Raw genomic sequence first — 21876 nt, forward strand, 5'->3', positions numbered from 1 at the left:
CACGTGGAACTTTCAAAGTAGAACAAACCATTGAAAAACGTCCTGAAAAAGTGAATGAACGGAAAGAATTTGGGCACTGGGAAGTTGATACTGTTCTCTCTAGTCGAGGTCAAGATCGAACATGTGTGGTTACCTTTTTAGAGCGCCAAAGTCGTGTCTATTGGGCAATCAAGGTACACAATCGAACTAAGGAGGCCATGGCAACTGCCTTTCAACGTTTCATGAACTCGTTTGGCAGCACTGTAAAAAGTATCACTGTTGATCATGGAAAAGAGTTCTCAGGATATCGTGAGTTAAGAGATACGTACAAGATATCGGTATATTTCTGCCATGCGTACTCCCCATGGGAACGAGCCAGTAATGAACTATTCAACCGTAAATTACGATACTTCTTTCCGAAGAAGTCTAACTTTCGAGATGTTGATGAGCAGCGACTTTATGAGGCAATTGAGTTGATCAACAATCGACCCATGAAGTTACATAACTACCAGACGCCACTAGAAGTTTTTCGGAGTTGTTCGAATTAAACTTGTAATCTGCCAAATCAAATTGATAAAAGTTAGTTGCCGGCATAATTGACGTAAAATCACCCTGACCGCTAATCAAGGTCGGACCGGGTGACGAGCGAAACCGAGCCAAATCTTCCGGAGCCTTTGCCTGGTAATAGTAATAAACGCGGTCACCTGAACTTTTTAAGCGACCAATGCCAGCAACGAGGCCATCAGTGTTAATTGTCCGTTCGTCTGGATAGGCCAGCATTGTATAGATCTGTCCTTTTTTATCAGGCAGGTTGGCCTGACGGACTAGTGCTTTTTGACCCATCCAAAAATACAATAAAAAAGCCAGCGACAAGGCAAGTATGACAAACAAGTCCCTGCCACGAGTCGTTAAAAAGGCAAGCAAACTAAAAAATAGTGCCAAACAGATAGTCACCGAATTCGGCCGATAAACCGCCAATGATAAGGCGCCCACCAGCCAAGCTGCCTTCAATGTTGCTTGCAGACCCATTAAACCGTCACCTGATTTTTTAATTGTTCAAAACGTTTGGGACCAATCCCGCCGACTTCTTTCAAGTCCTCAACTGACTGAAATCGATGTTTTTCTTCCCGAAAAGCCACAATTTGCTCCGCTTTTTTGGGACCAATGCCATCCAGTGCCTCCAACTCCTTGGCGCTAGCCGTGTTTAAATTAACGAGCGCTCCCCCGCCACTTCGTCCAGATCCTGAAGTTGCGCCTGCTCGAGCACCACCAACATTACCAGCACCACTAGGAACGCCAACCGTTTGGTTAGGCCCCTCTTCGCCAACTTTTTCAATATAAAGTGCCTGACCATCCACTAATAATTGAGCTAGATTAATACGGTTGCGGTCGGCTTGATCTGTTAGGCCACCAGCCTGTTGGATAGCGTCTTGGAGGCGACTACCTATAGGCAAGTCGACCACTCCTTGGTGGTTAACCGCCCCCTTGAGATCAATCACCACTCGACCGCTAGCGCCCGGCTTTCTCTTTACACCCTTATCCGCTACCTTTTCCTGCTTTTCATTTAAGGCAGAGGATAGCCTCGGCACGGGGACATCTTTTTTCGCTCCCTGCTCAGTACCCAAGGGGTTTAATCGCCAAAACACAATGATTGCCGCCAGCAAACCTAGGCCGGCCACAACCCAATAACGCCAGTATTCAATCAAATGTTCCTTCATCCAAGTCAATAATTTTTTGTACGTCATCTGCTCAACCTCCTGGTAAATCAGACGAAGTGCAAACAAAAAGCCAACACACTTTTTGGTACAAATATCCTAATTTTTGGATACGTACCAACGAGCTGTCGGCTATTTTTATTGAAAATGTTTTTGTAAGGCGGTTACAACCACCGCTGGGACGAAAGCGTCGAGCTTGTCGGCACCAAATTTAGCAATTTCTTTGACCATCGATGATGAAACATTCTGATTTTCCGGCTTGGCCAAAAGCAAGACCGTTTCAACATCAGCCAAGACAGAATTGACTTCCGCAATATCGCGTTCGTACTCGAAATCCTTGGCATTCCGTAGACCACGGACCAAGTATTTCGCACCAATTTCGTTCATATAGTCAACGGTCAAGCCACCGACTTGTCCAACCTGAACATTTGGTAAATCAGCTACGGCTTCTTCCACCAACTCCAATCGTTCGGCCGGTGTGAACAATCCTTTTTTATTCGTATTAATTCCCACAGCCACGACAACTTCATCAAAAATTTCAGAAGCGCGTTGAATAATATCCAAGTGGCCATTGGTCAACGGGTCAAAAGACCCTGGAAAGACTGCTTTTTTCATTTTCCCACTCACTTTTCCTGTTGAGGTTCGTACCTATAAAGGGTCACTCGCGTAATACCGTAGTCCTTTTGCTTCAATAAATTTAGGTTAGGACCTGGTTCCGGTAAATCAGCGACCTGGTCGGATTCAATCATGATAATGGCGTCCGTTGCCAGCAGTCCGCCCTCTTCCATTGCCGTTAAATCAGCCTTTAGCTTTTCCTTGGCATACGGTGGATCAAGCAAAATCAAATCAAAGGACTTCCCCTGACTAGCTAAACGAGTTAGCGCAGCACTAGCTGGGACCTTCAAGACCATAAAGGCATCTTCAGCATGGGTCTTTTCGATATTTTTCTCGATGACTGCAATGGCAGCTCTCTGTCGGTCGACTAAGACCGCCTGATCCATCCCCCGCGAAACTGCCTCAATTCCAAGGCCACCAGTTCCGGCGTACAGGTCGAGAACCTGGCCACCATTGATATAGGGCATCAACATTGAAAAAATAGCTTCCTTAATTTTATCTGTTGTCGGCCGCGTTTCTCGTCCCTTGACGGCATCCAAGCGAAGACCACCAAATCTTCCTGCAATCACACGCATTAGGACTTTCCTCCCTTTTCAGCCGGCACGTGGACCTTATCATCAGTTTGCAAGTCTTGTTGTCCATCATCCTGACGATTATTCTTTTTCGTCGGCTGATTTTGACCCTGATTAGTTGGTTCCGCTAATTTTGCTTCAGATTGTCCTTTTGATTGGCCAGTTTGCTCCGCTGATTTTTCGTCAGATTGGTCCTTTTCAGCATCTTCTTGTGCCTGATCGTAGGCCTCAAAAAAGACATCATCATGAACATCATCCAAATCAGGGTCAATGTCAGGCCGTGGCGATATTTTCACAGTCTTCACAAACCGGTACTGGTTCAGCTTATTAACTGTTTTTTCAACATCATCTTCATTCAGATAAAGTTCGACATAGCCCATTCTCTTAGAAATATAGCTAATATCACCGAATTTCTTTAATTGTTCAACATGCTTCAAACCGCGTAAGAAAACATACACGGCTCGGCGTTTTTTTATAGTAAACATCTTAGCGTTTTAATTCCCTTCGTGCCGCATAATCTTGCGGATTTGGTTGGATCAATTCCTTGTCTTTGGCTGAAACGTTCAAGGCAAGGCCAATGGCTGCCGAGAAAAAGACAAATGATGAACCACCACCTGAGATAAAGGGGAAAACAACCCCAGTAATTGGCAGCAAGCCCAAGACACCTCCCAAATTAACAAAGGACTGCATCAATAAAAGACTAGCCAGCCCATACAAAAAGAGGCGGTTGTACTGTCCCTTTTGCTTGATTCCTAAGTAGACCAAGCGACCAATTAACATCAACACCATCAGCAAAACAAGGCAGATGGCCAAGGCGCCTAATTCTTCCGCTGCAACAGCCATAATAAAATCAGTGTTTGATTCTGGCAGGTAAGGTTTCAGCAACGAATTTCCCAGTCCAACGCCAAACAAACCACCATGGGAAATGGCGTAGTAAGAGTACAATAGCTGCCGACTTTGGTCAACATTATGCCAAGGATTGACAAAGTTCGTCAATCGTCTGATAGCGTAAGAAGACGAGTTTCCTAAATGGAAAAAGCCAATAATATCTGGCAAAAAAACCAAAACGATAAAGAACAAAAGCAACCAAAAGGCGCAAGCTCGAGATGACATTCCCGCCGCCATCATCATCATTAACAGAACGGCCAAGGTAATAAACAAGTTTCCCAAATCGGGCATCAAGAGGTTCATCGACAACATCACAGCAGGTAAAAAGAGTTTTTGCAACATACCCGGCGCCGTCCATTGACGAATTTGGCGCCTGAGGCCTGCTCGAGGTAACCAGGGCTTTTTATCGAACCAGTGGGCAAAATACAAAATCAACACGATTTTTGATAGTTCAACCGGTTGTAAAGTCACCGGCCCCAGGTTAATCCACCCGTGAGCCCCGTTAATGGCCGGCGCTAAGCGAGCGACAATCAGTAAACCGGTGGTCCCAACCATTAAAAAATTGAGCACACTTTGTGATCGCAAAATGGAGCGATTCAATCGAAAGGCAACAAAGGCAACCGTCCAACCAACCATCACGAAAATAGCCTGCTTTGAAAAGGACATAATGGGTGATAAATAAGCATTTTGGGTCGCCGAAAAGACCATCACAATCCCGATGGCCGATAGCACGGCATAAGGCACCGCAATCCAGTAATCCAAACGTTCCAGCTTCTTAAACATTACCGCTCCAAAATATCTTGATAAACGCTTTCATCCAAAGACTTTGCAATCGCTACTACAAGGGCCTGTGCCGCTTCAAAATCAGGAATTGACCAAACCGTTTCATGGGTATGAATGTAGCGGGATGCCACACCCAAGGCGACAGCAGGAAGGCCAAATCCTTGGCCTTGAACGCCACCAGCATCAGTGCCACCCTTTGAAACAAAGTATTGATAAGGAATGTGATTATCCTCTGCTGTCTGCAAAATAAATTCCTTCAAGCGTGGTGACGTCACAACCGTTGGATCAAAGACGCGAATCAACGTTCCCTGGTCCATGACTCCCTGACGACCAACTGTGCCATCAACATCATTTGCTGCCGAAGAATCAACCGCAAAGAAGACATCTGGCTTCAATTGGTTAACAGCTGGCTTAGATCCCCGGAGACCGACTTCTTCTTGAACGTTTGCCCCAGCAATCAAAGTGTTTGGTGTTTCTACTCCTTGCAATTCTTCTAGAGCAGACAAAATCGTCACCACCCCAAAGCGGTTGTCGTAGGCCTTGGAAACAGCTCGATTAGGGTTAGCAAGATGGGCTGTCTTGGTTGCTGGCACAATAAAGTCCCCTGGACGAACACCAAAAGTCTGAGCCTGGTCAGCCGATTCAAAGCCAGCGTCAAAAAGAATATCATCAATGGTCAACTGGCTTTGACCACCGGTCTTACCACGCAACAGGTGTGGTGAAACAGAAGATGATACAACCGGATATTGTCCATCTTTTGTAAAGAGTGTAAAGCGGTGAGCAGAAACGGTCATAGGATTCCAACCTCCCAAGGCAACCACTTGTAAGGCCCCCGTTGGCAAAATACCAGAAACCATGAAGCCAACTTCATCCATGTGAGCTGCAAACATCAGACGGGGACCATTTGACTGCTGATTTTTCACACCAAAAACACCACCAAGGTTGTTTTGGTAAACTTCGTCAACTAAGGGCGTTAAGTCCTGTTTGAATGCTTGACGCACCTGATTTTCCTGCCCAGATGTCCCCTGCAATTCCGTATATTTGACGAGTTGTTTCCAAGTATGTTGATCCATAACGCCCTCCTCAAGGTTTTTAATATAAAAGTTACTTTATTATAGCCTAGTTGAGGGGTACTGGCAAAGTCTTCAGGCTCGTTGAAAAAGCTGACATCTACTCGGCAGATCACTTTTTCAAGGACAATCAAAAATCCCCGATAAGAGCCTTATCGAGGATTAATACAATTAACAAAATTATGAACGCTTCTTATTCTTCAAAATCAGCGTAAAACCGGCCAAAAGAACAGAAATGGCAGTCAAAATGAGAACTTGCCAGCGACTGGATTCAAAGCGAGCAGCCTTTGGCAATGCAACCTCGGCAACCGGTTGCGCCGCAATTTCAGCTGGTGCAAAAGCAGGTACAGTTGTATTTGCTTTCGATTCGCTTGGTTGAGCAGTTGCTACCGGTTGCGCCATGTTGACTACTGGAGTAGGAGCCACTGTTTCAGTGCCTGGCGTTGTATTTGGCGTACTTGGCTTTGACGGCGTGCTTGGTGTTGCACTTGGTCCAACAGAAGCATTACCACCACCATCAATCTTTTCAACCATCATGGTCTTAGATTGTGTTGATAAATTATCACCAGTCAAATTAACGGCATTGCCATACGAACTGACCTGAGATCCAGATTTCACACGGCTCTCGTACGTCAATACATAGGTTTGATTGATATCTCCAAAATCAATGTGGAACTTAGAATCAGAATCTATCGTTAACTTAGACAAGTCAACAGGCACCGCCTCGCCATCAGATGAGTCAATCGTCGAACCAAAGCTATCCGGAACAAAGGTTGAGTTGCCATCCAACTGATCAACAACCACCGCGTTTTGAATGTTTTGCTTGCGATAGTTAATTCGGACTTTCCAATGTAGCAATGTTGGATCTTTCAAATCAAACCAACCAAATTTTGATAGAACTTCAGTTTTATCAGGCGCATTTCCCTGATTAATATAAACATCGGTGCTAGCTCCGGGAATGATACTGTGGTCCAATTGCCAGTTAATCATATTTTTCGTATTAAAGGAAATCTTAGACAAATCCCAGTTAGAGTTAATTTCGAAATAGCCAGATAAGGCGCGGTTAACATCAGTGGCAGCACTATCACTGGTAAAATGGACCGTAATTTCTCGGGTATTTTTATCCAGATGAGCATTAGCAATCACATCACCATTTTGCTCATGAATTTGAAAATCAAGCGAATTTGGTACCTGAAAAACATCAGGAACCACTACCGCAATTGGTTGAGCGACGGCAATGCCAGCCCCCTTAGGAATTGCAAAATTCCATCGAACCGTCAAATCATCATAAGGGTTAAAATTATCTGTTTGATGATTACTGGTTTTATAAACAGAAGCACTGGTAATGTAGGCCGAAGAAACATCCCCAGCGGAAACTTTCGACATTACTGTCCCAGCTCCAATTCCTAGCATTAAAAAGAAACTGGCAAAAAAGACTAGCAACGGGCGATTTTTAAAATCATTCGTTTTCATAGCTCTCCTCATTTCAGTTATCTCACGACTTATTTGTCATATAAGCAACAACAACCAACAATATTGTAACGCTATAACCTTAAAATATGATACTTTTAATCCAAATAAGTTTGTTTTCGGAATTAAATATTGACTTTACTATTTTATGCTAAATACCTATTGTCATCATTTTTATCCTAGAACCAGCTTTTTTACTAACAAACTTTTTTTTTGATTTCAAATACTACACAATACGTTATAATAGTCATATAAGAAACAAAAAAAGGAGAAAATTATGTCGAGTCATTCATTGCGCTATTTTATGGGGATTGATGGTCTTCTAGCCATCGTCTTTGGTCTTTTAGTTGTGATTCTACCCATCGACACGGCAGCCATTGCCGCGGCTATCATTGGTGTCATGATGGTTGCTTCTGGTTTATTTAAGATTGTTCATGCCATCAAAAACACCGCACTAACTGGTTGGAACAGGACAGGTGCTAGCCTGCTGGGCTTTATTTATATTTTGGCTGGTTTAATCATCTTTATTAATATGCACATTGCCTCAGTTTCGCTCTTTATGGTTGTTGGTCTAATGGTGGGAATTGTCTGGTTGTTTGAGGGAGTTATCCAACTTTCGGTCGTTAGCCGTCTCACTGATCACCAAGCTTGGCTAACCTTTTCAGCCGTCCTGCATATTGTTGCCGGCATTTTGTTGATGGCTAGTCCCCTCTTTGGTGGGGCCTTACTTTGGATGTGGTTAGGAGTTAGTCTTATCGCTCTTGGTGTCTACCGCCTCTTAATGTTTTTCCGTTTTTAAATCTTTTACTGCATCACGAGGTGCAATGAAAAATCAGCTTTGATTCCGCTTTAAAAAAGAAAGTGTCATATATAAGCGATGTGCTACATTTTCTGAGATTTAAATGATTATCATTAAAATTTAAAATTATAAAAAGTGAACAATTTGTTTTACTTTTATTTAATGTTCGTCTTTATTAAGCCATTTTGTGCATTTCACTCAGACAAAGCAAACATTTCTTGCTAAAATATTCAGGTAGGAAAAATATTATAAGGAGTCACTTATGTCCTTTCTCTCATCATATTTCCAGTTTGAAAAACTGGGCACTTCTTTTAGAAAAGAAGTGGTTGCTGGCTTGACTACTTTCGTAGCCATGTCATACATCTTGTTCTTGAACCCGACCGTCCTTGGTGATGCCGGCATGGACAAGGGGGCTGTCTTTACAGCCACTGCCTTAGCCTCTGGAATTGCTACAATCTTCATGGGTCTGGTTGCTCGTTACCCAATCGCGATTGCCCCAGGTTTGGGTGTCAACGCCTTCTTCGCCTATTCCGTTGTTATCGGTATGGGCGTCAAGTGGCAAACTGCAATGGCTGGTATCTTGGTTGCCGCCGTTATCTTTTTGCTCTTAACAATGTTTAAGATTCGTGAAAAAATCATCGATGCGATTCCTTCTGATTTGAAGATTGCTATCGCTGCTGGAATCGGCCTTTTCATCGCCTTTATTGGTTTGCACAACGCCGGTTTGGTTGTCGCAAACAAAGATACAATGGTTGCCATGGGCTCATTGACAAACGCCAACACGCTCTTAGCTATTTTCGGTATCGTCTTGACTTTGGTTTTGTTGGCCGTGAACACACCAGCTGCCATCTTCGTTGGGATGATTGGCACAACAATCGTTGGCTTTATCTTCGGCTTGATTAAGATGCCAAGCTCACTCATCGGTTCCGTTCCTTCTTTGAAGCCAACCTTTGGAGAATCAATCAACTATCTTGGTCATATTGATACCTTCCAAATGTGGGTTGTTGTTTTGACCTTCTTGATTGTCACTTTCTTCGATACGGCTGGTACTTTGATTGGTTTGGCCGAACAAGCTGGCTTCATGGAAAACAACAAGATGCCTCGTGCCGGTAAGGCCTTGATGGCCGATGCCGTTGGAATGACTGCCGGAGCCGTTTTGGGAACTTCACCAACTTCAGCTTACGTTGAATCATCATCAGGAATCGCCGTTGGTGGCCGTTCTGGTTTGACTTCTGTTGTGACTGGTTTGCTCTTCTTCGCTGCCTTGATCTTCTCACCATTGTTGTCAGTGGTCACGGATGCCGTGACCGCTCCTGCCTTGGTAATCGTTGGAATCATGATGGCCAAGAACTTGCAAAAGATTCAGTGGGACGATTTGGCTGTTGCCGCACCTGCCTTCTTGGTTGTTGTTGGTATGCCATTAACTTATTCAATTTCTGACGGTATCGCCCTTGGCTTTATCGTTTACCCAATCACGATGATTGCTACAAAGCGTGCAAAGGAAGTGAACTGGTTGATGTACCTCTTAGCCGTTATCTTCATCTTGTTCTTGTACTCAACCCATAGCTAAATCAGCTTGATGATTACTACACAAAAAGCGTTGGAAATTAATTCCAACGCTTTTTTAGTGTTTATTTTTATCCCTGTGCCTTTGCCCGCAAATCCTTGGCGTTTGCCAAAGCGGCATCAGTTACCTGATTGCCGGACAGCATCACCGCAATCGCTTCATCACGCTGGTTTTCTGGCAGGTCCTTAACCTGCGTCACCGTTCGATCATTTTGATTAAACTTCTCAATCAAGAAATGGTGAGTGGCCGCAGCGGCCACTTGAGGCAAATGGGTAATGGCCATGACCTGCGTCTTCTCAGCAATTGTTTGCATCTTCTTGGCAATAGCGGAACCAACCCGACCGGAAACACCGGTATCGATTTCGTCAAAGACAACCGTTGGTAGACCATGTTGGGCAATAAAAATTGTTTTCAAGGCCAACATCAATCGGGAGGCCTCCCCACCAGATGCGGCCTTTTCTAGGGGCTTAGTGCCCTCACCCTGGTTGGTTTGAACAAAGAAGGCAACCTTATCCGCCCCGCTAGGCAAAAAGCCCGTCACGGGCGTAAATTGAACTTCAAAGTAGGCCTGTTCCATCAACAAGTCCGCCAATTCGCGGTTAACCGCCTTCTCCAACTTCTTAGCCACTGTTTGCCGACTTTGTGTCAGCGCTTGGGCAGCAGTCACAATCTTCCCCTTAATGGTTTCTTTTTCTTTCGTCAGTGATTCCAAATCGAAAGAACCGCCGTCCAAGTCGGCCAACTCACGGTCAACCTTTTGCTGGAAGGCTAAAATTTCATCAACGGAGTCACCGTACTTCCGCTTCAGGTTATGGATTACCTGCAAGCGGTCGTCGATTTCAACTAAGGCCCCCTCATCAAAGGTCAAATCAGAAACCGCTTCATCCAAATCACGACCCGCGTCCTGGGCGGCGTAGTAAGCCTCCGACAACGATCGAGCCAAGTTTTCAAAGTCTGAGTCATAAGCAGCAGCCTGAGTCATCGCCTGATGAGCGGCAGCCAAAAGATCAATCGCACCACCATCCAGACCTGGATTCAAGGCCTGCTGCGCCTGGTCCAAAGCATCCGCAATCTTTTTGTGGTTCGCTAGCTTGCTCCGATCAGCCAAAAGCTGGTCTTCTTCTCCTGGTTGCAGGCTGGCCTCCTTCAGCTCCTCTTGCTGGAAGGAAAGCAAGTCCAACCGCTGGTTAATATCCTGTCGCCGATTTTTCAATTGATCAATTTGGCGGGTAATATCACGGTAGCGGTAAAAAAGCTGCTGATACTCGTCCTTAGCCTGACTTAAATCAGCCTCAGCAAACTGGTCCAACAGGTCTAAATGATGGTCCTGATTTAACAGCAAGGAGGTATCATGCTGGCCCTGAATTTCAACCAGCTGCGACCCGAATTCAGACAGCACCTTAAGGGGGACAATCACCCCATTGATGCGGACGATTGACCGACCTTTATGATTAAACTCGCGGTAAATAACCACCTGATCGTCACTAAGCTCAATTCCGGCAGCACTCAATTGTTCCCGCAAGCCGGCAGCTCGGTCGCCCACAAGGGAAAAAACAGCCTGCAAGACAGCCTTGTCAGCCCCCTTACGAATCATTTCCGTACTGGCCCGTCCACCGGTGACCATGGCCAAAGCATCAATAATGATTGATTTTCCGGCACCAGTCTCACCCGTTAAAACAGTTAATTGGTCGTCAAATGACAAGTCCACTTGGTCAATAATCGCAAAATTTTGTATGGTTAATTGTTCAAGCATCCTGCATCCTTTCTACCAGTCAGTTTTAGTTGCCAGCCTGGTCTAACTGACCGTGTGCCGCATCAACCACTTCGTCAATTGCGACACTTGGATCAATTTGGGCCTCATCAGACCGCTTAAGCCAGGCCAAAAATTCAATATTTCCCTGGCCACCCTTAATTGGTGAGTAGGTTAAGCCAGCCACGGTAAAGCCATTTTCCACCATCATTGGCAAAGTTGCAGCCAAGACCTGGCGGTGAATAGCCGGGTCTTTGATGATGCCGTGCTTACCAACAGCTTCCCGCCCCGCCTCAAATTGAGGCTTGATCAATGCTGCCACTTCACCATCCTGGGCAATAATGTCCTTTAAGGTTGGTAAAATCAACGATAGCGAAATAAAGGAAACGTCAATGGTTGCTCGCGTGGGCTGGCCTTCCATAAAGTCGGCTAACTTGGCATAACGGAAATTAGTGTTTTCCATCACCGTCACGCGGTCATCAATCCGCAGTTTCCAGGCTAACTGGTTGGTCCCCACATCCAAGGCATAGACATGGGCAGCACCATTTTGTAATGACACGTCGGTAAAGCCACCCGTGGAAGAACCAATATCCAAGACAATCTGGTCGGCCAGGGCCAAACCAAAAGTCTCGATGGCCTTTACCAGTTTATAGCCACCACGCGAAACAAAGGGCAATGGTTCGCCCTTAAAGTGTAATTCAGTTGTGACCGGAATTTTTTCACCCGCCTTGTCCAGGCGTTGCTCATTTTCGCCAAGAATTTGCCCGGCCATAATGGCTCGCTTTGCCTGTTCTCGAGAGGTAAAGAGTCCCTGTTGGACGAGTAAGACGTCCACACGTTCTTTTGCTACTGCCACGATTTACGCTCCAATTTTAGCCAAAAGGCTCGTTAATAATTCTGAATCAAAGTTTTCATTTTCCTGGGTCAAATCATCAAGGGCCTGATTTGCCCGCTTTGTCAGCTGCACGACCAAGTCATGTGCCTGGTCGAGCCCAACCAAGTGAACCAATGAGACAACGCCTTCTTCTTGATCTTGGTCATAGTCGTCCAAGTCATCTTGGATTTGGAAGAGTAGGCCAAAAGCACCAGCAAAATCAGCCAAACGGTCTAAATCTTTATCTGCAAGGTTGGCGTAATGGCCACCAATCAAAGCGGCCGCTTGCAACAAATCAGCCGTCTTCTTTTGATAAACCTGGTCCAAAACGGCAGCCAAGGCTACCTGGTCCTCATTGATGTCATGATTTTGCATGTCTAAGACCTGACCTAAAACCATGCCATTGGCACCCGCCTTTTCGGCCAGCGTCGCGACCATAGCGACCTTTTGCTCGGCATTAACATCCGTCAATGCAGCCAAGAGAGAAAAGGCACCCGCCTGCAACGCATCCCCAACCAAAACGGCACTCGCTTGTCCATAAAGCGCATGAACGGAAAGCTGTCCCCGACGGTAAGCATCGTTATCCATTTCTGGCAAGTCATCGTGGACCAAAGAATAGGCATGGACCCACTCGAGGGCCGTCGCTGCTTGAATAGCATCAGCCGTGATTTCTTGACCAAAGGAGTCGATAACGGCCAAGGCTAACAGTGGCCGCAGACGCTTGCCGGGCGTTAAGAGTGCATAGGTCAGCATCTGTCCCCAGTCACTAGAGGACTGATTAGGGACTTGCTGAGCCACCTCAGCTTTTAAAGCCGCGTTAACTTGTGGCTGATATTTTTCTGAAAAATCGTTAAATTTAGTCATTGTTGGTTAATTCCAAATCCGTCAAATTGCCATCGTCATCCATGACCTTAGCCAAGGTTTTTTCAGCATCCTGCAACGTCTTCTGCAGGTCCTTAGCCAATGCGACCCCCGTCTGAAAGTCCGTTAAGGCCGTTTCCAAGGGACGGTCGCCCTTTTCCAAAGCCGACACGATGACTTCGAGTTGTTTTAACTTGTCTTCAAATGATACTTTTTCAGCCATTTTATTCTCCTGTAATTTGAGCGGGCACTTCGCCGTCCGCAAAGGTTAAGTGGACCTGGTCCCCAACTTGTAAATCAGCTTTTTGCTTGATGACCTGATTTCTTGGTCCCTTCACAATCGTGTAGCCAGCCGATAAGATTTTCAGCGGTGACACTAAATCCAGCTTCGTACTGGCCAAAGCGAGGGCTTCTTGGTACGGTCGTAGCAGCAGCTGCTGTTCCTTGACTAGACTATTTTGGGCCTGTTGAAAGCGGTATTGTTTTTGCTCGAGCTGACGGCTAAAACCGCGGCCAAGCCGACTTGCCAATTGGTCAACTTGCTGCTGGTAGGCAGCGTATAGGCGGTCTGGCTGTTGCATAATTGGTCGATTGATAATTTGATCTAAGACCTGCTGGCGTTGGGCAACGGTTTGTCGACCAGCAACTACCAAGCGTGTCTTCAATTCGAACAATCGGTCAAGGATGTTTTGCCGAGTAACTGGCGTCGCGAGTTCAGCGGCAGCCGTTGGTGTCGCTGCTCGGCGGTCAGCCACCAAGTCGACCAAGGTATTGTCCGTTTCATGACCAACGGAAGCAATTACTGGCGTCTTTAAAGCTGCCACCTTGCGCACGAGGGCTTCATCGTTAAAGGCCCAGAGGTCCTCAATCGACCCACCACCTCGGCCAATAATGACTGTATCAAAGTCAAGGTTATCAATTCGGTTCAGCTGTTTTAGTAACGACGGTACTGCGCCCTCACCCTGAACAACGGCCGGTAACAAGATTACCTGAGCATCTGGCAAGCGCCGCTCAACCGTTTTGGCAACGTCTTCCACGACAGCCCCCGTTGGTGAAGTAATCACGGCAATCTTTTTGGGAAGGAGTGGCAGAGCCTTCTTTTCTTGGGCAAAGAGTCCCTCTTGGCTCAGCTTTTCCTTTAACTGATTTAAGGCTAAGAAGAGGTCCCCGATACCATCGGGTGTCATTTGGTCTAAAATAATCGAGTACGAACCAGAGGGTTCATAAACCTGCACGCGACCAATGGCGAGGACTTTCATTCCTTCCTTGGGTTCAAATTTCAGCCGTGATGCATAGGAAAACATCGTGGCGCGAATGACTGATTTACCATCTGGATCCTTCAAAGAAAAATATAAGTGACGGCCCTTTCGATTACCTAAGTTCGAAATTTCCCCCGTTAGATAGACCTTTGCCAAGTATGGATCGCGGTCAAATTTTGCTTTCAAATAGCCGGTTAACGCACCGACTGTCAGGTACTGTGACGAATCTGCCATTAAGGCCTCCTAGAACGCATTCTTAGTACATATTATACCAGAGAAATCAGCCAATAAAAAAACAGCTAACCGAAGTTAGCTGCTTAGTTTGGCATGCCAGATACGCTCTGACGGGCGACTTGAACAAAGTTCAAGTAAGTCTACGTCACCTCAGTCAAAGACTGATAGTCATGGTGAGGTAATGGAATTCCACAATACCATTACCACCTACGCCAAATCCGTGGCTGGTAATTTAATACAGTAGGCCGCGTGTGCGTTCTAAAAACGCATTCGACTCATCGCATACCTTTATTATGCCAGATTTTCCTGTAAAAAGCAAGCATGCCTCACGAAACCAACCTTTACAGCCAAAGTGGCAGACCGTATAATAGGCACATGATTATCATTGAACAGATTAAAACAAAAGAACTGGTCCAAATGGGCCCAGCAAAAGACCGTGACTGGGAGGACCTGGCCCTACCCGACATGGGGCAAAGTCCAAAAGAACTAGTCAAGGCTGTCATTGAGGCTTATGACCTCGGCGAGCTCATCGCTCAAGCCCATACCGCCACCCCAAAGGTCTTAAAGGCTACCGTAGAAAAGGATCATACTTCCTACCACTTGTCAGCTAAAATCAGGTTTGACTAAAAAGCAGCCGAGTATGGCTGCTTTTTTTACTGACGATTTTTACCCTTTTCCAGATGCGTAAAGAGTGCCTGTAAGGCTTGCATTTCCACAATCAATATCACAATCAATACTATCTGCATTGGTAAAGACGTCCAATGCAGTACTTGAAATGTCAACACAATTATCACCCAAATTAAACCATTAATGGCCGCTTTAGCTGGTTTTGGTAAGGTCATTTTTTCTTCCCTTCAGCTGATTCTTCATCAGCTTTTTGGTCAGCCTCCGCAGCTTCCTGTTCGGCTTGCTGCTGATTTTCCAAGATAACCTGCAGCTGGTCATCGAACCAAGCGGCAGCCTTAGCAAAGGCCCCATCACTGTCATCTAGCAGCGCTGCTAACGAAGACAATTTGGCAATCTTTAAACGAGACTTGGAGACATTTGGGTTATCAACAATTGTATAAACCTGCAGGTCATAATCTTGGTCGGCATAAACCAACTTTTTCTCCTGATTGGCATAGCGCAACGGTAAGTTAATCACGTTAACTTCCAAAGAGAAAGTTGTGCCCCCTTCTTCGATGCCACCGTCAATATCCGCCTTGGTCAATGCTAGGTTTTCCTTGTGGGCTAAAGGCAAAAAGGCAGAAAAAAGGGCATCAAGATCAATGCTCTGGCCATCCTTGACCGCTAAGGTTTCTTGAGCATAATTTTGCTCTTCAATTTGATCGATAATGGCTTGGCCATTGATTGACATAGTCTGTCACTCCCCTTGTTTCTAATAAAAAAAGTATAGCATAATCCGCTATACTCATTAAACACTTTTATCAAAATCAGACGAGTGGCAACCGTCGCTGCAAAGTGTACTCGATTGATGGGAAAACATAGACTAAGTCGTTCAATTGTTCCTTGGTCATCTTCATTTGGATGTAAGGCACAATTGTATTAATGGTATTGTCAGCGTTATTCGACTTTTCCGCTGCACCAACCAAAGCCTTGCTATTCTTATCAAAAATCAGTGAGAGCTTAGCCCCCTGCTCATTTTCAACCTGACGATACCAGTCACCATCATAAGAGGCTTCCGTGACCTCATAACGGTCAGGTTCTGCCAAGGCCTGGTCAAGGTGTACCCCAACCTGGGCAATCCGTGGCGAAGTAAAAACAACTTCCGAAATAGCTGGATAGACGATTGGTCCATCATTATCACCTTTAAAACGGGCTGTCAAATAACGCGATTCAAAGGCTGCGGTTGGCGTCAACTTTGGCACCTGTTTGTCAATGGCGTCACCGGCTGCATAAATGTTTTCAACGGACGTCTGCAAGTATTCATTAACCACAATCCCACGCTGGTTGGCTTCGACCCCGATGGCCTCCAGGTTCAACTGATTATGGTTTGGGACACGGCCAGTCGCATCCAAAACATAATCTGTCGTCAAGTGGAATTCATGGTCGCCGGTCAAGGCAATCTGACCAGCCGCAGTCTTTTCAGCACTCTTGATGTTCATATCGGGAATAAAACGAACACCACGGGCCTTCAAATCAGCCTGGACCTCTGCCACATACTTAGCTGGGAACTGACGCAACAGGCGGTTTGACCGGGTAACCACATCAACTTGGGCCCCAACGGCATTGGCAATCGTTGCAAATTCAATAGCCACGAAGCCACCACCCAAAATCGTTACATGCTTGGGCATGTGTGGCAATGAAAGAAAGTCAGTCGAATTCTCAAAAAGTTCGTGACCTGGAACGTCCAAAACATGGGGACGTAAGCCGGTCGCAATTACAATCTTATCGGCTGTGTAGGTTTTGCCATCAACGGCAACCGTATGGGTATCGACGAACTCAGCATGGCCAGTGATTGTTGTGATGCCAACATTATCCAAGCGTTCCTTACCGTGGGCATCCTGTGGCACAATCAATTCGTGCTTGTGGGCCATCAAATCTTCCCAGTTAACAGTTGGGACACCATCAATGCCACGTCCCTGAAGATCTTTGACTCGGTTAATCAATTCCAAAGGCTTATCCAAGATAATCTTGGCATTGCAACCTTTATTCGAACAAACACCACCGTATTGGCTTTCTTCAATCACGGCCACCTTAACGCCAGACTTAGCCAGCGGGACCGCCCCGTTCCAACTTGCCTGGCCGCTACCAATGTATAGTACTGAAAAATCCATCGCGTTCCATCCTTTCATTTCTCTCCATTATCGAGACTTGATTTCACTTTCAACCAAGTACTTGTGATTCATGACCATCTTACCACCATTGGTTGGCTGATAGCTAACCGCATAAGCAGGACCATTAACCACCTTCGTAATGATTGCGTTTGCGCCTTTCATGCCGGCCATATGAGTACTTGTTAGCGTAACTGTATCACCTTCGTTGTGATCCATCATGTCAGAAAAATCTTCTTTGGTTAACCACTTGTGACCACTGACTTTTTTACCGCCATTAGTTGGCCGGTAATCGACCTCATATAGTTTGACGTCGTAAGCGGCCGCAACCGTTCCCTTGGCGCCCTTCATTCCGGTCATATGATCAGCCTCTAAGGTAATCTTTGAGCCAACCGGATACTTTGGTTGAGTAGCATTTGGTAAATCAGTTGGCAAGCTTTCATCCATATCCATGCCAGACATCGAAGACGACATGGCCATCGATGATGAGGACGAAGACATCTGCATTTGACTACTGGACATGGTCATCTTCTTGGAATGGTGTTTATCCTGATCCTTTAATCCCAAAACCAGTACCACACCCAAGATGAATACTAGTAAAAGGGCCAGTAACCAACCGATTGTTTTCTTCTTCATTTTCTTCTCCTTCTCTTATTTTTATATTGGTATAGTTTAAATAACCATATTTTTATTATAAACAAAGTCGATTAGATAGGCAAGCCATCTCTTTTTGGTCAAAATAAAAAAGAATAGGTTTCCCTATCCTTTTTTATGGGGCATTCTGTCCCAAAAATCATCTTTATTTGTTTGACGGCTACGAGCAATGCCCATTTGATGAAAGTCAACATCATCCGTAATCGTTGACCCCGCTGCCGTGATGCTTTCATCGGCCAAAGTTACGGGGGCGACAATCTTCGTATTCGAACCGATAAAGACCCGGTCACCAACCGTCGTATCAAACTTGTTCACGCCATCATAGTTGACGAAGATCGTTCCAGCCCCAACGTTCACATCCGCTCCTAATGTGGCATTACCAACATAAGAAAGGTGACCAACCTTAGAGCCAAGGCCAACCGTTGCCTTTTTGACTTCCACAAAGTTTCCCAAATGTGCTCGATCTTTGATTTCAGCCAGTGGCCGCAGATGGGCATAGGGACCAATTGTTGTTTGGTTCTCAACCAGCGCTTCTTCAAGGTGTGAAGAAGTGATCACGTTTTCATCCCCAATGGTTGAATCCTCAATTCGAGTACCGGCCGTCAAAACGTTGTCTTGACCAATCACCGTCTTTCCCTTCAACGTCACGTTTCCTTCAATCACCGTATCTTTGCCAATTTGAACACCAGCATCGATATAGGTATTATCAGGATCGATTAATTCAACACCATTTTGCATGTGCCCACGGTTAATCCGCGTCCGCATAATCTTGTTGGCCGCAGCCAGAGCAACACGATCGTTAACCCCCATTGACTCGGAAAAGTCCATCGTTTGGTAGGCACCAATCTGTTGCCCCATCTCCCGCAAAATATCGAGCGTATCAGGCAGGTAATATTCAGCTTGCACGTTATCATTACCGACCTGTGAAAGAGCCTCAAACAAAAACTGGTTATCAAAAATATACACACCAGTATTGATTTCTTGGATCCGGCGTTCCGTAACGGACGCATCCTTTTCCTCAACAATCTTCAAGACCATTTCGTCCTCACCACGGACAATTCGGCCATAACCCGTTGGGTTTTCGGCAAAGGCCGTCAAAACCGTGACAGCATTCTTTGTTCGAGCATGCTCATCCAAGAGCGCCTGAAGTGTTTCCGTTGTAAAGAGGGGCGTATCCCCTGATAAAATCAGCGTCGCACCCTCACTATCAGCTAATGCCTGCTTGGTCTGCAAGACAGCGTGACCTGTTCCTAATTGTTGTTCCTGAACAACGAAGTCGGACTTCCCAGCTAAGTGGTCTTGAACCTGCTTAGCTCCAACACCGGTAACCGTTAAAATTTTATTTGGCTTTAATGGTGCCACGGCGGCAACCACCCAATCAACCATTGCCCGACCGGCAACTTGGTGTAAGACCTTTGGTAGGTCTGATTTCATCCGCGAACCGTTCCCGGCCGCCAAAATGACAACGTTTGTGGCTTGCATCGTTTCTTATTCCTTACCTTGATAAATTTCTTCAAAATAGTTTCCTGGTTGCACATTAATAGACTGGCCAGAGTCCAAGTTTGTTTCAACGTGCAACAAGGAAGTATAGTCCTCTAACAAACGGACATTTGACCGACCTTCAGCAAAGACGGCAGTCCCAACAACAGTACCACCGAATTCACGAACCAGCGTTTGCATTCCCTGGATGGTTCCGCCAGCCTTCATAAAGTCATCGACAATCAAGACGCGGGCGCCGGCCTTCAAAGACCGCTTTGACAAGGCCATCTTTTCAACGCGCTTTGATGATCCAGTTAAGTAATTAACCGAAATCATTGAACCTTCCGTCACCTTTGCGTCATCACGAACGATCACAAAAGGCACATTTAATTGATCAGCAACTGCTTGGGCCAAGGGAATCCCCTTGGTTGCAGCGGTCATCACGGCATCGATTTCTTCTCCAACGTACTGAGTCGTAATCAACCGTCCGGTTTGGCGTAGGACATTTGGCTGTCCTAACAAATCAGATAAGTAAACATAGCCGCCAGGCAAAACGCGGGATTCATCGTTCACAATTTGGCAAATGCCATCCACAAAGTCTTTAGCCTCACCAGCCGCCATCAATGGCGTGTAATAAACCCCACCGGCTGCACCTGGATAGGTTTTCACCTCACCCGTACCACGGGCTTTATAGGTCCGACGAATAATTGACAAATCTTCGGAAATTGACGATTTTGCCGCTTCATAACGATCAGCAAAAAAGTTCAGTGAAATCAGTTGGCGCGGGTGGTCCAATAGATAGTGCGACATATCGACCAAACGGTCAGCTCGACGTGTTTTCATAGGTATTTTTGTGGGCAAAAATACTGCCCTTTCCTCCTCAAAGTAATAATTTCCATCCCGATTATTATAGCATAAAACCGGAGTTAAAAACGAACATTCGTTTTTAACTCCGGCGTTTTTTAATATTTGTTACAAAATGGCTGACCTAATGCACTTTATTCCTTAGCTAACCATATTGACAGCAGATAAATCAGCACTTCAATCCCAGCAATAAAGGCAGAGGTTGGCAGATTTGTGACATAAGCCAAAACCAGTCCTGTCCAAGTTCCGAACAAAGCGAAGAAGACCGATAGAGTCATCAAACGGCCCACAGAACCCTGATAATAGCGGGCAGATGCTGCCGGCAAAGTGACCAAGACAAAGATTAACAAGGAGCCAACTAGTTGTGATGAAATGGCCACAGACAATGCCATCACCACCAAGAAAAGGATTTTCAACCAGGTCTTTTTCCCTCGTGAAAGTAATAGTCCCGCCTCATCAAAAGCCAGTAAGCGTAATGGCTTGTAAAACAAGAAAATCACGATGAAGACACCCAGGGCCATCCCCGCCAAGATTAACAAATCAGTATGTGAAATACCAAGAACGGAACCGAATAAAATGCCGGTTGCTGCCGAATTGGCAGTGTGCCCCAGCGCCAAGAAAAGAATTCCTAAGGCAATGGCAAAGGCTGATACGGCAGAAGTCACGTTATCCTGGCGAACCTTGGCATTCTCCAATCCCCCGATTGATAGCGCAGCAAGGATTGTAAAAATAACCATCCCCAAAAGTGGTGGCCAGCCAATAAAGAAACCAAAGGCCGCCCCAGCAAAAGCAATTTCACTTAAAGAATGGCTCAAGAAGTTATACGACCGAGCCACCACGAAAGTTCCCACTATTCCAGCAACAATTGAAATCACTGTGCCGGCAATAAAAGCATTTTGCATAAAAACTTGATCAAACATGATTTACCTCCTGGCGGTGTTGTGAAGCAGCCGCGTCTGGCAAATCAGCTGCCTGGCCGCCCTGAATCTGCCCATCATGTAGCCAAAGGTAACCATCAGCATACTCTTTAACCCAAGAAGTATCATGCGAAATCCACAAAACACCAATTTGCCGACTTTGTTGTAGAGCGCGGACGCTCTTAACGAGTGCCAAAGCGTGATTAGCATCCAAAGCAGCCGTTGGTTCATCTAAAATCAGCAAATCTGGTTCTTGGACTAGCGCCTGGGCAATATAAGCCCGTTGCTTCTGCCCACCAGAGGCATCCGATAGCCGTAAATCGGCTAAATCAGCTAAGTCAACTTGCTTCAAGGCCTGGTCGATAGCTGATTTTTCATGGGTATTCAGCCAGGGACGCAAGCCCGACTTCAACCCTAAAGCAATAAAGGACCGAATCGTCAGCGGGTAATCGTCTCCCAGGTCACGAAACTGTGGTACGTAGGCTAAGCTCTTACTGTTGACCTCAATCGTCCCCTTCTGTTTCTTGTTTTCATGGCCAGGATGTTTTTGACCAATGACCTCTTGGATTAAGGCCTTAATTAAAGTTGTCTTGCCGGTCCCATTTTCACCAACAATGACAGTAAAACGGTGTTCCTCAATTTTAAAGGAAACGTCCCTTAAAATCACGCGATCACCAAAGGCAGCGGTAAAGTTTTTAACAACAATCTGCACACTCATGGCATTCTCCTCTTTCATTTTAAAACCAGGCCAA

General features: G+C 45.8%; 25 protein-coding genes. 4 read left to right on the forward strand and 21 right to left on the reverse strand.

Annotated features, from left to right (window positions below):
• On the forward strand, positions 1-527 hold a 527-nt coding region (locus tag FEFB_RS08495), incomplete at its 5' end, for an IS30 family transposase (protein ID WP_047975379.1).
• Here FEFB_RS08495 and FEFB_RS05590 read toward each other — a convergent pair.
• The 8 genes from FEFB_RS05590 to FEFB_RS05625 all read right to left on the reverse strand — a co-directional run bounded on the left by FEFB_RS05590 (position 457) and on the right by FEFB_RS05625 (position 7095).
• Entirely contained in the window at positions 457-1008 is a 552-nt protein-coding gene (locus FEFB_RS05590) for a hypothetical protein (RefSeq protein ID WP_047975257.1), read from the reverse strand. The genes FEFB_RS08495 and FEFB_RS05590 overlap by 71 nt on opposite strands.
• Positions 1008-1724 carry a helix-hairpin-helix domain-containing protein gene (locus FEFB_RS05595; RefSeq protein WP_053068956.1) on the reverse strand — a complete coding sequence of 239 codons (717 nt, stop codon included), beginning with the start codon at positions 1722-1724 and terminating at the stop codon, positions 1008-1010. The genes FEFB_RS05590 and FEFB_RS05595 overlap by 1 nt, the downstream gene beginning before the upstream one ends.
• A 108-nt stretch (positions 1725-1832) precedes the next feature.
• On the reverse strand, positions 1833-2309 hold the full coding sequence (gene coaD, locus FEFB_RS05600) for a pantetheine-phosphate adenylyltransferase (RefSeq protein ID WP_047975258.1): 477 nt from the start codon (positions 2307-2309) through the stop codon (positions 1833-1835).
• A gap of 8 nt (positions 2310-2317) precedes the next feature.
• The gene (gene rsmD, locus FEFB_RS05605) at positions 2318-2884 is read right to left on the reverse strand and encodes a 16S rRNA (guanine(966)-N(2))-methyltransferase RsmD (protein ID WP_047975259.1); all 567 of its coding nucleotides are present in this window, start codon (positions 2882-2884) and stop codon (positions 2318-2320) included.
• A complete protein-coding gene (locus FEFB_RS09205) occupies positions 2884-3366 on the reverse strand; it encodes a YlbG family protein (RefSeq protein ID WP_082131923.1) in 483 nt (160 codons plus the stop codon). The genes rsmD and FEFB_RS09205 overlap by 1 nt, the downstream gene beginning before the upstream one ends.
• Before the next feature lies 1 nt (position 3367).
• Entirely contained in the window at positions 3368-4552 is a 1185-nt protein-coding gene (locus FEFB_RS05615; protein WP_047975260.1) for an FtsW/RodA/SpoVE family cell cycle protein, read from the reverse strand.
• Entirely contained in the window at positions 4552-5625 is a 1074-nt protein-coding gene (gene pepA / locus FEFB_RS05620; protein ID WP_047975261.1) for a glutamyl aminopeptidase, read from the reverse strand. The genes FEFB_RS05615 and pepA overlap by 1 nt, the downstream gene beginning before the upstream one ends.
• 177 nt (positions 5626-5802) lie before the next feature.
• On the reverse strand, positions 5803-7095 hold the full coding sequence (locus FEFB_RS05625; protein ID WP_047975262.1) for a collagen binding domain-containing protein: 1293 nt from the start codon (positions 7093-7095) through the stop codon (positions 5803-5805).
• A gap of 274 nt (positions 7096-7369) precedes the next feature.
• Here FEFB_RS05625 and FEFB_RS05630 point away from each other — a divergent pair, with 274 nt between their 5' ends.
• Entirely contained in the window at positions 7370-7891 is a 522-nt protein-coding gene (locus tag FEFB_RS05630; protein ID WP_047975263.1) for an HdeD family acid-resistance protein, read from the forward strand.
• A gap of 262 nt (positions 7892-8153) precedes the next feature.
• Complete coding sequence (locus FEFB_RS05635; protein ID WP_047975264.1) at positions 8154-9461, forward strand: NCS2 family permease; 1308 nt, start codon at positions 8154-8156, stop codon at positions 9459-9461.
• Between the two features lie 67 nt (positions 9462-9528).
• On the opposite strand, the gene recN is transcribed toward FEFB_RS05635, so the two are convergent.
• Genes recN through xseA form a run of 5 tightly spaced genes read right to left on the reverse strand, consistent with a single transcriptional unit; the run spans position 9529 to position 14436 of the window.
• Positions 9529-11211 carry a DNA repair protein RecN gene (recN, locus tag FEFB_RS05640; protein WP_047975265.1) on the reverse strand — a complete coding sequence of 561 codons (1683 nt, stop codon included), beginning with the start codon at positions 11209-11211 and terminating at the stop codon, positions 9529-9531.
• A gap of 25 nt (positions 11212-11236) precedes the next feature.
• Positions 11237-12067: a TlyA family RNA methyltransferase gene (locus tag FEFB_RS05645; RefSeq protein ID WP_047975266.1), complete on the reverse strand. Its 831-nt coding sequence runs from the start codon at positions 12065-12067 to the stop codon at positions 11237-11239.
• Positions 12068-12946 carry a polyprenyl synthetase family protein gene (locus tag FEFB_RS05650; protein ID WP_047975267.1) on the reverse strand — a complete coding sequence of 293 codons (879 nt, stop codon included), beginning with the start codon at positions 12944-12946 and terminating at the stop codon, positions 12068-12070.
• Positions 12939-13166, reverse strand: a complete 228-nt coding sequence (locus FEFB_RS05655; RefSeq protein WP_047975268.1) for an exodeoxyribonuclease VII small subunit — start codon at positions 13164-13166, stop codon at positions 12939-12941. The genes FEFB_RS05650 and FEFB_RS05655 overlap by 8 nt, the downstream gene beginning before the upstream one ends.
• 1 nt (position 13167) lies before the next feature.
• Positions 13168-14436: an exodeoxyribonuclease VII large subunit gene (gene xseA, locus FEFB_RS05660; RefSeq protein ID WP_047975269.1), complete on the reverse strand. Its 1269-nt coding sequence runs from the start codon at positions 14434-14436 to the stop codon at positions 13168-13170.
• 375 nt (positions 14437-14811) lie between these two features.
• Between xseA and FEFB_RS05665 the strand changes: the two genes are divergently transcribed.
• Entirely contained in the window at positions 14812-15063 is a 252-nt protein-coding gene (locus FEFB_RS05665; protein WP_047975270.1) for a hypothetical protein, read from the forward strand.
• Positions 15064-15089: 26 nt separating this feature from the next.
• Here the strand turns inward: FEFB_RS05665 and FEFB_RS05670 are convergent, their stop codons facing one another.
• From FEFB_RS05670 to FEFB_RS05705, 8 genes are all read right to left on the reverse strand, one after another.
• The gene (locus tag FEFB_RS05670; protein WP_047975271.1) at positions 15090-15278 is read right to left on the reverse strand and encodes a hypothetical protein; all 189 of its coding nucleotides are present in this window, start codon (positions 15276-15278) and stop codon (positions 15090-15092) included.
• A complete protein-coding gene (locus tag FEFB_RS05675) occupies positions 15275-15793 on the reverse strand; it encodes a hypothetical protein (protein ID WP_047975272.1) in 519 nt (172 codons plus the stop codon). Before FEFB_RS05675 ends, FEFB_RS05670 begins: the two co-directional genes overlap by 4 nt.
• A 76-nt stretch (positions 15794-15869) precedes the next feature.
• Complete coding sequence (locus tag FEFB_RS05680) at positions 15870-17213, reverse strand: NAD(P)/FAD-dependent oxidoreductase (RefSeq protein ID WP_053068957.1); 1344 nt, start codon at positions 17211-17213, stop codon at positions 15870-15872.
• A 27-nt stretch (positions 17214-17240) separates the two neighbouring features.
• The gene (locus tag FEFB_RS05685; protein WP_053068958.1) at positions 17241-17846 is read right to left on the reverse strand and encodes a YdhK family protein; all 606 of its coding nucleotides are present in this window, start codon (positions 17844-17846) and stop codon (positions 17241-17243) included.
• A gap of 123 nt (positions 17847-17969) precedes the next feature.
• Positions 17970-19346, reverse strand: coding sequence for a bifunctional UDP-N-acetylglucosamine diphosphorylase/glucosamine-1-phosphate N-acetyltransferase GlmU (gene glmU, locus FEFB_RS05690; RefSeq protein ID WP_082131925.1), 1377 nt, complete (start codon positions 19344-19346; stop codon positions 17970-17972).
• Between the two features lie 6 nt (positions 19347-19352).
• Entirely contained in the window at positions 19353-20186 is an 834-nt protein-coding gene (gene purR / locus FEFB_RS05695) for a pur operon repressor (RefSeq protein WP_047975274.1), read from the reverse strand.
• A 155-nt stretch (positions 20187-20341) separates the two neighbouring features.
• Positions 20342-21127 carry a metal ABC transporter permease gene (locus FEFB_RS05700; protein WP_047975275.1) on the reverse strand — a complete coding sequence of 262 codons (786 nt, stop codon included), beginning with the start codon at positions 21125-21127 and terminating at the stop codon, positions 20342-20344.
• A complete protein-coding gene (locus tag FEFB_RS05705) occupies positions 21120-21842 on the reverse strand; it encodes a metal ABC transporter ATP-binding protein (protein WP_047975276.1) in 723 nt (240 codons plus the stop codon). Before FEFB_RS05705 ends, FEFB_RS05700 begins: the two co-directional genes overlap by 8 nt.
• Between the last annotated feature and the right edge of the window lie 34 nt (positions 21843-21876).

This window comes from Fructobacillus sp. EFB-N1 (assembly GCF_001038455.1).
Taxonomy (GTDB): domain Bacteria; phylum Bacillota; class Bacilli; order Lactobacillales; family Lactobacillaceae; genus Fructobacillus; species Fructobacillus cardui.